This is a genomic window from Glutamicibacter sp. TV12E, from assembly GCF_052441935.1.
GTDB lineage: Bacteria > Actinomycetota > Actinomycetes > Actinomycetales > Micrococcaceae > Glutamicibacter.
On record NZ_JBQVVF010000001.1, the window covers coordinates 242654 to 255427 of the forward strand.

The following is a 12774-nucleotide window of genomic DNA, read 5'->3' on the forward strand; positions in this document are numbered from 1 at the left end:
AATCGGTAACTGAGATCTTGATCAAATCGTGCCCTGCAGCATCTGGCTTCTGCCCTGCTGCAGGCGGAAAATAGGGCAATGACAAGTAATTTTTCGGTCGCCAGGGTGGTGCTTGTGGTGGTGGCCGCCGCCTGTGTGGCCTTGGTTATAGCCGCGTTGCTGGTGGTTGCCCTGCGGCCTTCGGCACCCTTGCACGAAGAATCAACCCCCGAAGGCGTGGTGCAGCGCTATCTGCTGGCCTATGAGGCCGGGGACCTGTCAGCCGTGCGGGATTACACCGTGGACGGCGAATCCCGCCAGCTGTGCAATCCCGAGTCCCTGGGCAGCGGGCAGCTGGACATCCAACTGATCCGCTCCACGGCCAGCGGCTCCCGGGCCAGCGTCCAGGCCAGGATCGAAGGCGGCGATTCCACGATTCTTCCGCTGCTCGATGGCTCCAGCTACGAGGATGTGTTCGAGCTGCGCATGCTCCAGGACCGGTGGCTGATCGATCGCATGCCCTGGCAGGTCGGACTGTGCACCGAAAAGGAGCTGGGATACTGATGGGCTCCACGACTTCGGCCAGCAAGGCACCGGCCACCAGCGTGCTGCGCCCGCTGATCATGCACGGCCTGCTGTTTGTGCTGCTGATGCTTTTCCCGGCGGGCCTGTCCACGCTGCTGGAGGCGCTGTTCAATGGGTTTGACGGCGAACGGGTTTCCGCCCAGCAGCTGGCGGTGGCCTATTCCTACACCTTGGTCGCCGGGCCTCTGGCCTGGCTGCTGTGGCGCGCGATCCGCAGGAAATTGGCCCGGCCATCCGCCGCCGACTCCGCGATCTGGTCCCTGCAAGCCTGCGGGGTCTACCTGGTTTCGCTGATTGCTGCCAGCTGCTCAGTCCTGGGCCTGCTGGCCGGGCTGGTCAACCGGGCGCCGGAGGGCGCTTGGCAATCCTCGCTGGGCGCCGCGCTGGGCTGGGGTGCCCTCTGCGCCTGGCAGCACCAGCAGCTGGCCTCCCCGAAGACAGCGCCGCAGCTGCTGGGGCAGCTGGCCGGCACGCTGGGCAATGCCTTCAGCATGCTGCTGTTCACCCTGTCCCTGGTCTGGACGCTGCACGTCGCGCTGCTGATCCTGATCCGCCCGGACACCACGCTGGCCGGCCCTTCCGACCTGGATCGGCTGCTTGCCGCGGTCATCTGGCTGGCCGGTTCCGGGGCCCTGTGGTTCTGGCATTGGAAGTTGCGCCGCGTGCAGGAGCAGGCCGATGGCTTCAGCTCCCTGGCCTTGGTGGTGCTGGCCATCGCGGCCCCCGCGGCCGCCTGTTTGCTGGCCACCGCGGCGCTGGTGTCCTGGGTCCTGCCGCTGCCCTGGGATCCGGCGGCCCAAGCCGAAGAATTCCGGTCCGAAGTCCCGATGCAGGGCGCGATCATGCTGGCAGCCGGGCTCGTCTGGCTCTATCACCAGATTCAACTGCGCTCCGGGATGCATGTGCCCGCCACGGCCAGCGCGGCCCGGTTGGCGGTCAGCGGCATCAGCCTGGCGCTGCTGGCCACCGGACTGGGCATGGTGGTCAACGCGTTGCTGGCATCCATCTCCGCCCTTCCAGGCAGCGATGCTTCGGCCGAGGTGCTCGGCGAGGGCCTAGGCCTGCTGCTGGTCGGTGGCGTCAGCTGGTTCGCTTTCTTCCGCCCGCTGCAACCTGCCTGGCAGGACTCGCGCGGTGCCTACCTGGTGTTGTTCTTCGGGACCAGCTCGGTGGTGGCGCTGGTTGCGCTGCTGGTGCTGGGCTACCGGATCTTCGCCTACTTCCTGGAACCGGGCACCAGCTACGGGACGATGCTCGATGCCGTGCGCGGACCGCTGGGCTGGCTGGTGGCCACCGCCGCGGTCGCCGCCTACCACTATGCGCTGTGGCGTTCGGGCAGGTCGCAGCGGGCCCAGTCCGCCGCGCAGGATCCAGCCCGATCGCACGCGACGCCACAGCTGAGGACGCTGGTGCTGCTCGCCCCGGCCGGATCTGAACTCCTCTTCGCGCAGCTCAGGGCCCTCGGGGACCTGAAGGTGCAATGGATCCGCACGGCCGGCCCGGCACTGGATGACGAGTCCGACGCGGCCGTGTTCGCACGGATCGTTGAACGCCTGGCCACCGAGCCAAGCCCATTCTTGGCCATCGCCGGATCGGACGGAGCCGTCCAATTCACCGAGCTGGCCTAGGCCAGCTGCCATGGCCTCAGGGCAGCAGGCCCAGCAGCACCCCGCCGGCGGCGGCAATCAAGACTACTATCCAGGGGGCCGTTTTCCAGGCCGTCAGCAGCACCAGGCACAGCAGTGCCAGCATGAAGGAAGCCGCCGAGGTGATGGCCGAGGTGAAGACCGGATCATAGAGGGCCGCGGCGAGCACGCCCACCACTGCGGCATTCGCCCCGCGCATCGCCGCGCGGGCCTTGGGCCAGCCGCTGATCCGGTTCCAGAACGGCAGCACCCCCAGCAGCAGAAGGAATCCGGGCAGGAAAACCGCCAGCAGCGCCAGGGCCGATCCCAGCAGCCCGCCCGGGCCGGAATCGGCCAGCACTCCAAGGAAGGCGGCGAAGGTGAACAGCGGTCCGGGCACAGCCTGGGCCGCCCCGTAGCCGGTGAGGAACTGCTGTTCGCTGACCCATCCGGGTTCCACCAGCGCGCTTTGCAGCAGCGGCAGCACCACGTGCCCGCCGCCGAAGACCAGGGCACCGGAGCGGTAGAAGGCGTCGAGGAAGGAGAGCAGATCGGAGCCGGTGGCCAGGGCCAGCATCGGCAGGCCCACCAGCAGCAGGGCAAAGGCGCACAGGCAAGTGATGCCCAGCGCCCGGGTGACCGGCAGGCTGAGCCCTGCCCCGGCGGCCCCGTCCTTCTCGCGGCAGAAGTAGTACCCCGCCACCGCGCCGAAGGCAATCGCCGCGATCTGCCCGAGGGATCCGGCCAGCAGCAACGCCGAACCGGCCGCGACCACCGCGATCGAAGCCCTGGACCGGTCCGGTGCCAGGGACTTGGCCATGCCCATCACCGCCTGGGCGATAATGGCCACCGCCACGATCTTCAGCCCGGTGAGCAGGCCGGTGCCCAGCTGCCCGGTGAACAGCGACGCGCCGTAGGCGAAGACCGCCAGCAGCATCGCTGAGGGAAGGGTGAAAGCCAGGAATGCGGCCAGCGCCCCACGCAGCCCGGCACGATGCAGGCCCAGACCGAAGCCGACCTGGCTGGAGGCGGGTCCGGGCAAGAATTGGCTCAGCGCCACCAATTGCGCATACTGCTGGTCATCGAGCCAGCGACGGCGGTCGACAAGTTCTGCGCGGAAATACCCCAGATGGGCAATCGGTCCGCCGAAGGAGGTGACCCCGAGCTTGAGGAAGACCCGGAAGACTTCGCTCGCCGATCCCTGGGTGAGGTGCTGTGGTTCCATGGATTCCAGCATAGGGGCAGCAGGAAAACGGCAGGTAAACGCGTGACCTGCCGCGAAACCTCAGTTCAGGGCCGGGTCTTTTTCCCTAGTCCCTGCCGTCGCCTTTCGGTGGCCTGCCAGCGAAGCCAGTGCCACGGCCAGCAGCGTCAGGATCGTGCCCATGACGGTCGCCGGGGAAACCGAGGAACCTGAGGCCGGAGCGAAGATGTCCAGCAGCAGCGAGCCGATCAGCTGCCCGCCCACGGCCGCCAGGCTGGTGACCAGCACGCCCAGGCGCTTGATCGCCATGACGGTGAGACCCACAAACAGGCAGCCCAGCAGCCCGCCGCTGTAGTACCACCAGTGCATTGGGAAGGGGTTCAGCCCGATCCCTGCCGGCAGGCGCAGCAGCATCAGCGCAACCAGCACGAGGAAGCCGGTGGCGAAGTTCACCAGCGCCGCCGCGGCGGCCGTGCCGTAGGCCGCAGCCTGCACCCCGTTGGAGGCCGACTGGAAGCCCATGAGCACGCCCACAACCGCCGAAAGGATCATCGGCAGCAGCAGGGCCAAGATGTCGGCGCCTGCACCACGCGGACTGGCCGCCCAGATCACCCCGGCGATGGTCAGCACGGCGCCCAGCAGGCGCAGGGCGCTGATCTTGCGCGGTGGCGCCCCGCCAATGCCGATCCGGTCCATGGCCATGGAGCCGATGCACTGCCCGGTGACCAGACAGACGGTGAACAGCGCCACGCCAACCAGCGCAATCGCGGTGGCCTGGCTGAACACGACCAGCGCGCCCACGGCTCCCGCCGCCAGGTACCAGCGAGGAAAGTCGCCCCGGGCCAGCGCGCCGGGCACCTGTGCCACCGAAGCACGCACCGGCGGGATCAGCAGCGCCAGCAGGACAAGGGCCGCCAAGCCCACCCCGAAGCTGATGGCGGATGCGGTGATCGCATCCCCGAGCGCCGCGCCCAGCGCCCCGTTGATGCGCGATTGCGTCGAAAGCAGCAGGCCGGCAGCGATGGAGAGCAGCACGAAGAAGAACGTGCCGCCGGTGCGCCGCTGCGGTGCGGTGCCGGGTTTCGGAAGGATGCTGGGCTTCACGCAAGCTGCTTTCGTGCCGGAGGGCGGAAGGGGCCGGGAGGAGGCAAAAGCGGGACCCGGCGAACCGGGTCCCGCTTGAGCTGGCACTACTTGGCTGCGTCGCTGGCCAGGATGTGCGTGGTCGAAATGACTGTGGCCTGCTCAACGCCGGCCAAGGCATCAATCAGCGACGCCAGGATGAACATCGAGGAGTCAACCTCCAGTTTCACCGGGTACTGGTGGATCAGCATCGCGACCATATCGCGCACCGCCTCGGCCACCTCGTCATCGCTGAAGGCCGGATTGTGGCCCACCAGCACATCCGAGGGGGCGTCCTCGCGGGCCGGGACATAACTGACCGCAAAGGCCAGCGGAACCCCGCCCTGGCTCTTGGGCTTATCGCGCAGCACCAGCGCCGCCTGGGCGCCGGTGTGCTCGTCGAGCAGCATGCGCTGGGCCGAACCCACCGTCATCTTGGCTGGATCCCACTGCTCATGGACCTTGTTGTAGAAGTCCATGACAAGCTTGGTCAGCTCGACACTGCCCGTGGACAGCTCCTCGATCACCCGGTCGTTGGTGTCGAACACCGGCTCGGCCAAGGCGCCGGGCTCCAGGATGACATCGCGCGAGACCTGGATTTCGCCCAGGCCCAGTGCCTTGCAGAAGCCGGCTGCCGCGGTGGCCGGATCGCCCGGGGTGACCGTGTAGCGGGCCTTGAGCTGCTGCGCCTGATCGGCCGGAATCTGCTGGCGCAGCTTGGCGACCAGCGCGGTGCCCACGCCGGAACGGCGCTGCTCGGCGGCTACCTCGACATACAGCCACAGGCGCTGCGGGTGCAGCGAAGATGCGAAGACCACGCCGGCGCCGATGGCCACGCCATCAACGCTGGCCACCAGCGTGCGGGAGAACGGCGCATCGCTATTCTCCCGCAGCATGGTGCGATCCTGATGGGCCTGCGGCGAGCGCGGATCACCAAAAACCTGCAGCAGCTCCAGGTCGTCCCCGGAGCGCCAATCGCGGAATTCCAGTTCGTTCATCGGGCTCTAGGCTCCGTTCAGGCGCTCGGAAAGGTAGGCGGTGACCTGGTCCAGGGACACGCGTTCCTGGGCCATGGTGTCGCGCTCGCGGATGGTCACTGCCTGGTCTTCGAGGGTGTCGAAGTCCACGGTGATGCAGAACGGGGTGCCGATCTCATCCTGGCGACGGTAGCGGCGGCCGATGGCGCCGGCATCATCGAAGTCGATGTTCCAGCGCTTGCGCAGCTCGTTGGCCAGTTCCTTGGCCTTCGGCGAGAGGTTCTCGTTGCGCGAGAGCGGCAGCACGGCGGCCTTGACCGGAGCCAGGCGCGGATCGAGCTTGAGCACGGTGCGCTTGTCCACGCCGCCCTTGGTGTTCGGCGCCTCGTCCTCGGTGTAGGCATCGACCAGGAAAGCCATCATGGAACGGGTCAGGCCGAAGGAAGGCTCGATCACGTATGGGGTGTAGCGCTCGCCGGTGGCCTGGTTGAAGTAGGACAGCTCGGCGCCCGAAGCCTTGGCATGGCTGGACAGGTCGTAGTCGGTGCGGTTGGCAACACCCATGAGCTCGCCCCACTCCGAGCCCTGGAAGCCGAAGCGGTACTCGAAGTCGATAGTGCCGGCCGAGTAATGCGCGCGCTCGTCTTCTGGCACGTCGAACTGGCGCAGGTTTTCTTCCTTGATGCCCAGATCCAGGAACCATGCCCAGCAGTCCTTGACCCACTGGTCGAAGAACTTCGGCGCATCTTCCGGCGCGGTGAAGAACTCGATTTCCATCTGCTCGAACTCGCGGGTGCGGAAGATGAAGTTGCCCGGGGTGATTTCGTTGCGGAAGGCCTTGCCGACCTGGCCGATGCCGAATGGCGGCTTCTTGCGGCTCGCGGTGAGCACGTTGGCGAAGTTCACGAAAATGCCCTGCGCGGTTTCTGGGCGCATGAAGGCCAAGCCCGCTTCAGAATCCACTGGACCCAGGAAGGTCTTCATCAGACCGGAGAACATCTGCGGTTCGGTGAACTGGCCCTTGGTTCCGCAATCTGGGCAAGCGATCTCGCTCATGCCGTCCTTGGCCGGACGGCCCTTCTTCGCTTCGAAGGCCTCGATCAGGTGATCCTGGCGGTGGCGCTTGTGGCACTGGATGCACTCGACCAGCGGGTCGGTGAAGGTCGCAACGTGTCCGGATGCTTCCCAAACTGCCTTTGGCAGGATGATCGACGAGTCCAGGCCAACCATGTCTTCGCGGCCGCGAACGAAGTTCTGCCACCACTCGCGCTTGATGTTTTCCTTCAGCTCGGTTCCCAGGGGTCCGTAATCCCATGCGGAACGGGAACCACCGTAAATCTCACCAGCCTGGAAAACGAAGCCTCGACGCTTTGCGAGGGAAATTACCTGATCTAGCTTGGACTGTGGCGCCATATCAACTCCATTGGAAATTACGAGGCCGCTGGTTGCGGTCCGTAGAAAAATACATACCGTTCAAGGGTATCGTTTCCACGGCTCTGAGACTAAGCGGATGCGGGTAACGCGAAAGTGAACTTCCCCGCTCTTAACTGCATCATGGCACCGTACTCTCCCGGATAGGGAAGAATGGAAGCCATGAGTGCCAATGAAGCTTTTGATCTAGAAATCCGCGACGAATCCATCCGCTTGGGCCAGCTGCTAAAACTGGCGTCTCTCGCAGAGGACGGAATCCATGCCAAGGAGCTCATTTCCGAGGGCATCGTCACCGTTAATGGCAAGGTCGACACCCGCCGCGGAGCTCAGATTCGCCCGGGCGACGTCGTCTGCGTCAATGGCGAGTGCGTGAAGGTCGCGTCGCAACAGTAGTCACTGCTGCCCGAGAACGACCTTCTTGAGAAACGCCTCGACGTCTTCAAGTTCTTCCATGCTGACCGAGTGCCCAATTTGCGGATAAGTTTCGCTGGTCAGCTCGGCGTGCTTGGACACCCATCCAAGGGTGTACTCAATCTTGTCCCGGGTGATCACCGGATCTGCCAGATCCCTGCCCCAGAACAGTGGAATGGGATTGCGTTGCACTGCAGCGTCGTCGAAAATCTCTAGATCGCGCGGTTCAACGGCAAAACCGGAAAGTCCCACCACCGCGGTGATAGCGTCGCGCTGGAATCGGGCCAACGAAGTTGCCATCGCCATGCCTTGCGAGAACCCCAGCAGCGTCACCGACGAATGTTGCTTGCTCAGTGGTTCCAGCAGCTCCCATAGCGCCACCACGCTTTGTGAGACGGCCTCGGCCGAGTAATCAATTTCTTGGGTCAGCGGGAACCAGCAGTATCCCGGACCGGTTTGCAAGGGTGCGCGCACCGATAGATAAGTGAATTCTTCCGGAAGGTAGCGCGAGAGCCCCATCAGATCTTGTTCATTTGATCCGTACCCGTGCAGGAACACCAGAAGCGGCGTGCCCAATCGAGAATCGTCGTTGCGGGAAATGATGGCGACCGGCGCGGTCTCGGATGAAGTCATGTGCTCAAGATTAGCGAATACCGCAGTCGGCGGTCGGCCGTATTGCCCGGTAATCACCGGCAGATGAAAGAATCTTTCTTTCAACGAACATCGTGAACGACGTTTTTCATTCGGGCAGCATTGAACTTGTTGGCTGAATTGCGCGCACAAAGAGCGCCCGAGATTTGCAGCGACTGAAAAATCTTGTCACTTCGGATATGTTGGTGGCTTTTAAGTTGGCCTCTGCGCAATTCAGTAGGAAATGACTGAGAAAAATTTTCATTCCCGGACGCTGCAGGTGTCCTACGTGCCGAAGAAGACGGACAGAAGTCGCGTTGGGCTTAGGCAATCAGCTTCGATGCTGTCACCGTTCCGTGGTTATGGGTGGTTTGAATTTCCGTAGTGACAGAAAAATTTTGTCACTCAACGATTCACAAATGATCCGTGCCGGTCAGGCAGAGTCAGCTAATGGGTCCGGTTCTGCCGGATAGCCGAGAACTCTCCTCACATCTGAGTTCAACTGAACCTGTGGAATAGAGCGCGGATCAGGTCTCTGCGGGCAATGATCATTCACGTGATCCAGGCTCTCCACAACATCAACGCTCTCTGGAGTAACAATTACATGCAGCCCATGTGGCGTTAGCCAGGATCTAGTTCCATCGGGCCGAGCCTGAATTTTCCAACCTAATGCATGCTTGAACATTTGATGCTGCTTGCACAACAGGTGCATATTGTCTCGATCGGTTTTGCCACCATGGGCCCAATCGTCAATATGATCCATTTCTGAACGGTCAGCACTGCGACGGCAGCCGGGGAAACAACAATGAACGTCCCTGTGCCGAAGCAAATCCTTCATTCCCTGAGTGGGTTTGTACTTTTTGCGTTCAACATCAATAACTGCGCCTGTCCATGGGTCAGTGAGCACGCGCTGGAAAGACGGCGCGTCCTGGGCCAATTGCAGCGCCAGGCCCGCAGGGATAGGTCCTACGCCTTCCAAATCAGCAAGGGCTCTGGTGGGATCTACCAACATGTCCAGCGCCGGAATAGTAATCGACAAACGCGGCTTCAGTGGAGTTCCTTCGCTGCCTGGCCAACCGTTGATCAATGCGTCAGCGTACAAATCCGCCATCAACTGGTCGCTAGTGCGCTCGTCTTCGGGGTCAATAACCTGGTCCGCCGCCCAACGAAGGGTGCTTGCTATTGACTTGATTATGTCTGCACGGTGAGTGAGCTTGATGGTGCCCATTCCGCTGTCATCATCTATCCAGTACGATACTTTGCGCGAAGCTTCTGATTTCCTATGGCGTTCTTCAGCTGACTCCGGGTTCATCCGATCGTGAAATCGACGGGCCCTTTGATAAATAGAATCATCACTAGCCGTTTTTGCGGCGGGCAGCAGGATGTGCTCCATGATCTCTATTTGTTCTGGAGTGAGGTCCTGCGCGTTCTTTACCAAGAAGCGAGCGGCTTTCAAGGTAATCTCCCCAGCAGCTAACGCCATCAGGGTGTCTTTGCAGACGTAGCGCAATCCCTTTGCATAGAACATTCGCTTGCTAACCATCTGCGGAGTTTCCCTCAAGGCAATGGCTGCTTCAGCAATGAAGTTGGAGTTGATCATCTGGTCATCGCCGGGGTCGACACGATAGTATTCGGCGCTGCGCTCAGCTTCGCGAGCCTCCTCAGGCGAGTCGGATCGCAATTCAGCAAGGGTGTCGGAGAATCCTTCACCAATCTGTTCAACTGTGTCAGCCAACAATGTGGCAGTTAGCCCTTCAAGATGGCTGTGCATCCGCTGAATCTTCTTCAACCGATCCAGGGCATCAGCAGCCCCGGATACCGGGCCGGCATTAAAAAGCTCGGCCGCTGTATTCATCATCGGTCCATTAAACAGATGGTGCTCAATATGGCTGGCAAAGAATGAATCCGCGTGCGATTCCTTGCGTGTGCCCGGAGGCCGCAACGGCAGACGATGTTCATCGTCATAATCTTCTGTAAATTCTGGATTTCCCATATTCAATTTTCCCGCTAGGCACCGACAGTTTGGTCCGTATTATCGCGGAATGTGGACAGCGATCAGAAATTTTTTCTTGAATTTCACGTCACGAATACGGGCGTTGCAACGGCTAGCCAGTCGGTAGGTTTCCAGTGCCTAGTAGTGTGTGATTGCGAAATGGTAAATCTTTCAGCCATCGAGTGTTCGAAGCAGGTTTTCATGTTTGGCTAGCAATAAGATGCAATTAGTCACGCCGATGACTTTTCCTCAGCAGAGTGTTGGTTATCTACGAATGAAGGTGCAATGAAAAATAGTGAGACCCTCAACAACTTCGATGAGTCGATTCCTCATGATGATATCAATTTTGGATATATCGAGGATGAATTTTCCACCGGATCCAATTTTATTGATACGACCTTCTCAGTAATGCCGATCCTCCTGGGCTTGTTTGTGGTGGTCTTCGTCGCCGCGGTGATATTCATCGTCTACGTTCAGACGAGAAATTACCGCAAGATCAAAAGCGCTGGAATGGATCCGATTACTTTCGAATCCGACCTGAAGACTAAAATTGGCCCAATCCAACCTGTTGGCACCCAAGCAGTCCTTGGAAGCTAAATTGGAGGAGCTCTCCGGTCTCCGGTCCCGTGGCGTGATCACGGCCGACGAATACGCGCAGGCTCGCCAGGATCTACTTAGGGACTGGCGCGAAGGGTGAAGTAGATCATCCCGGAGGCTGATTGACGGACAGTTACCATGGGGTAACAATGTAGATTGTGCCTAAAGATCTAGACCTTGAAACTCCCGATTCCTCAACAGAGACACTTCATCCATGGCGTCGCTTCGTCGCTTTGGGCGACTCTTTCACCGAGGGAATCGGTGACCCCGATCCATCAAATCCCGGCCGGCATTTGGGCTGGGCCGACCGTCTGGCGCAGGAGCTGAGCAGCACGGTTCCGGATTTTTCCTACGCAAATCTGGCGATCCGCGGCCGGTTGATCGGGCAGATCGTCTCGGAGCAGGTTGCGCCGGCCATTGATTTGAAGCCAGATCTTATTTCACTGTGCGCAGGCGGCAATGACGTGCTGCGCCCGGGCGGGGATCCGGACAAGATTGCCGATATTCTCGACGGAGCGGTGGCCGAGCTGAGCGCGACGGGTGCGACGCTGCTGATCGTCACCGGTCCGGATATTCGCGATACACCGGTGCTGGGCAGCATTCGCGGCAAGGTGGCGATCTACAATGAGAATATTCGCACCGTGGCCGCGCGCTACGACGCGATTGTGGCCGACATGTGGGCCTTGCGCGAACTGCACCAGTCGCAGATGTGGGCACCGGATCGCCTGCACTTCTCCCCCTTGGGCCACCAGCGGATTGCGGCCATGGCGCTGGATTCCCTGAACGTGCCCCACTCGATCGACACCGAGGTGGCACCCGTGGCGGATGTTCGAAGCTGGCGGGAGGCGCGGATCGAAGACCTGCAGTGGGCACGCGAGCACTTGGCTCCGTGGGTCTTGCGCCGGTTGCGCCATCAGTCCTCGGGCGACGGAATCACCCCGAAGCGCCCCTCCGCGGTGCCGTTCACCGCGCCAAAACCCAACGATTCCCTGGGCGCCGGCGACAGCGCGCAGTAGCGCAGCAGCACAGCGCGAAGGGACAGCGTCCACCGAAAACTGGTGGGGCTGTCCCTTCGCGGCGCCGATCTAGCGGCTGAATACCAGGCCTCGCAAAACGCCATCGAGCTGGCTTGCATCGGTGAGGAAGCCGTCGTGGCCGATCGGCGAATCGATGTAGTGCACCGGCGTGGGAGCGGCCAGGGAGGCGGCCAGCTGTTCGGATTGCTCCGGGAAGTACAGGCGGTCCGAGCTCACGGCAGCCACCACCACGTTGACCTTCTCAAGCCGAGCCAGTGCGGCACCCAGCGATTCGTAGCCACGAGCCACGTCATGGCTCATCAGCGCCTCGGTGAGCAGCAGGTAGCTGTTGGCGTCAAAACGATTCACCAGCTTGGCCGCTTGGTGATCCAGATAGCTTTCCACCTGGTAGCGGCCGCGCGGGCCGTCAAACTGGCCAGCAGGCTGCTCGCCGGGCTGCGCGGCCCGGCCAAAGCGGGCCTGGAGCTCGGCCTCGGAACGATAGGTGATGTGCGCCAGGCGCCTGGCCAGGCCCAGGCCTTCATCCGGCCGCGCACCGCTGGAGTAGTAATCGCCGCCATTGAAGTTCGGATCCAGTCGGATGGACTGGGTCTGCACCTGGGCAAAGGCGATTTGTTCCGCGGTAGCTTGGGCGCACGAAGCCATTACCACCAGGTTCTTGACCTGTTCGGGGAACTCGACGGCGTATTCCAGAGCTCGCGCCCCGCCCATCGACCCGCCAATCACCGCATGCCAGGACGTGATGCCCAGCTGCTGCGCGAGGCGCGCTTCGAGGCGCACCGCGTCCTTGATGGTGACAAAGGGGAAGCGCGATCCATAGGGCACGCCATGCTCGTCGGGCGACGACGGGCCGGTGGAACCATTGCAGCCGCCGATCATGTTCACGGCGAGAACGAAGTACTTGCTGGTATCGATGGTGGCCCCGGGGCCGACAAACCCGTCCCACCAGCCGGCGCTGCGCGAATCGCCCTGGGCGACGTGGGCGTCGCCGGTCAGCGCATGCATCACCAGCACGGCGTTGGAGCCGTCGGCGTCGAGGGTTCCCCAGCTTTCGTAGGCCAGCTCTACCTGTGGCAGGTAGCCGCCGAATTCGAAGTGGTGCCCGCCGACGGCCCTGCGGCGCATCATGCCGTCCCGGCCCTCGGCGAGCTGTGGTGCTTCGGTGGTTGCAATGGATGCCATG

The 12774-nt window shown here is 62.2% G+C and carries 13 protein-coding genes; 6 read left to right on the forward strand and 7 right to left on the reverse strand.

Annotated elements, in window-relative coordinates; translation table 11 throughout:
• Positions 1 to 78: 78 nt before the first annotated feature.
• Both ACT7DV_RS01130 and ACT7DV_RS01135 read left to right on the forward strand, forming a co-directional pair.
• Positions 79 to 543, forward strand: a complete 465-nt coding sequence (locus tag ACT7DV_RS01130) for a hypothetical protein (protein ID WP_444660525.1) — start codon at positions 79 to 81, stop codon at positions 541 to 543.
• Complete coding sequence (locus ACT7DV_RS01135; RefSeq protein ID WP_444660526.1) at positions 543 to 2192, forward strand: DUF5671 domain-containing protein; 1650 nt, start codon at positions 543 to 545, stop codon at positions 2190 to 2192. Before ACT7DV_RS01130 ends, ACT7DV_RS01135 begins: the two co-directional genes overlap by 1 nt.
• A gap of 16 nt (positions 2193 to 2208) precedes the next feature.
• Here the strand turns inward: ACT7DV_RS01135 and chrA are convergent, their stop codons facing one another.
• From chrA to ACT7DV_RS01155, 4 genes are all read right to left on the reverse strand, one after another.
• Positions 2209 to 3414: a chromate efflux transporter gene (chrA, locus tag ACT7DV_RS01140; RefSeq protein WP_444660527.1), complete on the reverse strand. Its 1206-nt coding sequence runs from the start codon at positions 3412 to 3414 to the stop codon at positions 2209 to 2211.
• 60 nt (positions 3415 to 3474) lie between these two features.
• Positions 3475 to 4497 (reverse strand): DMT family transporter, encoded by a 1023-nt coding sequence (locus ACT7DV_RS01145; RefSeq protein ID WP_444660528.1) that lies wholly within the window; start codon positions 4495 to 4497, stop codon positions 3475 to 3477.
• 86 nt (positions 4498 to 4583) lie between these two features.
• Positions 4584 to 5513, reverse strand: coding sequence for a GNAT family N-acetyltransferase (locus tag ACT7DV_RS01150; protein ID WP_060700984.1), 930 nt, complete (start codon positions 5511 to 5513; stop codon positions 4584 to 4586).
• Between the two features lie 6 nt (positions 5514 to 5519).
• On the reverse strand, positions 5520 to 6905 hold the full coding sequence (locus tag ACT7DV_RS01155; RefSeq protein WP_444660529.1) for a glycine--tRNA ligase: 1386 nt from the start codon (positions 6903 to 6905) through the stop codon (positions 5520 to 5522).
• A gap of 180 nt (positions 6906 to 7085) precedes the next feature.
• Here ACT7DV_RS01155 and ACT7DV_RS01160 point away from each other — a divergent pair, with 180 nt between their 5' ends.
• The gene (locus tag ACT7DV_RS01160; protein ID WP_060703304.1) at positions 7086 to 7316 is read left to right on the forward strand and encodes an RNA-binding S4 domain-containing protein; all 231 of its coding nucleotides are present in this window, start codon (positions 7086 to 7088) and stop codon (positions 7314 to 7316) included.
• Here the strand turns inward: ACT7DV_RS01160 and ACT7DV_RS01165 are convergent, their stop codons facing one another.
• On the reverse strand, positions 7317 to 7967 hold the full coding sequence (locus tag ACT7DV_RS01165; RefSeq protein WP_444660530.1) for an alpha/beta hydrolase: 651 nt from the start codon (positions 7965 to 7967) through the stop codon (positions 7317 to 7319).
• 430 nt (positions 7968 to 8397) lie between these two features.
• Positions 8398 to 9957, reverse strand: a complete 1560-nt coding sequence (locus tag ACT7DV_RS01170) for a DUF222 domain-containing protein (RefSeq protein ID WP_444660531.1) — start codon at positions 9955 to 9957, stop codon at positions 8398 to 8400.
• A gap of 285 nt (positions 9958 to 10242) precedes the next feature.
• Here ACT7DV_RS01170 and ACT7DV_RS01175 point away from each other — a divergent pair, with 285 nt between their 5' ends.
• From ACT7DV_RS01175 to ACT7DV_RS01185, 3 genes are read left to right on the forward strand one after another with little or no spacing between them, the layout of a single operon-like run.
• Entirely contained in the window at positions 10243 to 10554 is a 312-nt protein-coding gene (locus ACT7DV_RS01175) for a hypothetical protein (protein ID WP_444660532.1), read from the forward strand.
• Position 10555: 1 nt separating this feature from the next.
• A complete protein-coding gene (locus ACT7DV_RS01180) occupies positions 10556 to 10654 on the forward strand; it encodes an SHOCT domain-containing protein (protein WP_444664744.1) in 99 nt (32 codons plus the stop codon).
• 58 nt (positions 10655 to 10712) lie between these two features.
• Positions 10713 to 11570, forward strand: a complete 858-nt coding sequence (locus ACT7DV_RS01185; protein ID WP_444660533.1) for an SGNH/GDSL hydrolase family protein — start codon at positions 10713 to 10715, stop codon at positions 11568 to 11570.
• A gap of 69 nt (positions 11571 to 11639) precedes the next feature.
• On the opposite strand, the gene metX is transcribed toward ACT7DV_RS01185, so the two are convergent.
• Positions 11640 to 12773: a homoserine O-acetyltransferase MetX gene (gene metX, locus ACT7DV_RS01190; protein WP_444660534.1), complete on the reverse strand. Its 1134-nt coding sequence runs from the start codon at positions 12771 to 12773 to the stop codon at positions 11640 to 11642.
• Between the last annotated feature and the right edge of the window lies 1 nt (position 12774).

Excerpts from the sequence above, each read along its gene's own strand:
- ACT7DV_RS01170 (WP_444660531.1), bottom strand. The coding sequence starts at position 9,957 with ATGGGAAATCCAGAATTTACAGAAGATTATGACGATGAACATCGTCTG.
- ACT7DV_RS01135 (WP_444660526.1), top strand. The coding sequence starts at position 543 with ATGGGCTCCACGACTTCGGCCAGCAAGGCACCGGCCACCAGCGTGCTG.
- chrA (WP_444660527.1), bottom strand. The coding sequence starts at position 3,414 with ATGGAACCACAGCACCTCACCCAGGGATCGGCGAGCGAAGTCTTCCGG.
- ACT7DV_RS01150 (WP_060700984.1), bottom strand. The coding sequence starts at position 5,513 with ATGAACGAACTGGAATTCCGCGATTGGCGCTCCGGGGACGACCTGGAG.
- ACT7DV_RS01165 (WP_444660530.1), bottom strand. The coding sequence starts at position 7,967 with ATGACTTCATCCGAGACCGCGCCGGTCGCCATCATTTCCCGCAACGAC.
- metX (WP_444660534.1), bottom strand. The coding sequence starts at position 12,773 with ATGGCATCCATTGCAACCACCGAAGCACCACAGCTCGCCGAGGGCCGG.
- ACT7DV_RS01155 (WP_444660529.1), bottom strand. The coding sequence starts at position 6,905 with ATGGCGCCACAGTCCAAGCTAGATCAGGTAATTTCCCTCGCAAAGCGT.
- ACT7DV_RS01175 (WP_444660532.1), top strand. The coding sequence starts at position 10,243 with ATGAAAAATAGTGAGACCCTCAACAACTTCGATGAGTCGATTCCTCAT.
- ACT7DV_RS01160 (WP_060703304.1), top strand. The coding sequence starts at position 7,086 with ATGAGTGCCAATGAAGCTTTTGATCTAGAAATCCGCGACGAATCCATC.
- ACT7DV_RS01130 (WP_444660525.1), top strand. The coding sequence starts at position 79 with ATGACAAGTAATTTTTCGGTCGCCAGGGTGGTGCTTGTGGTGGTGGCC.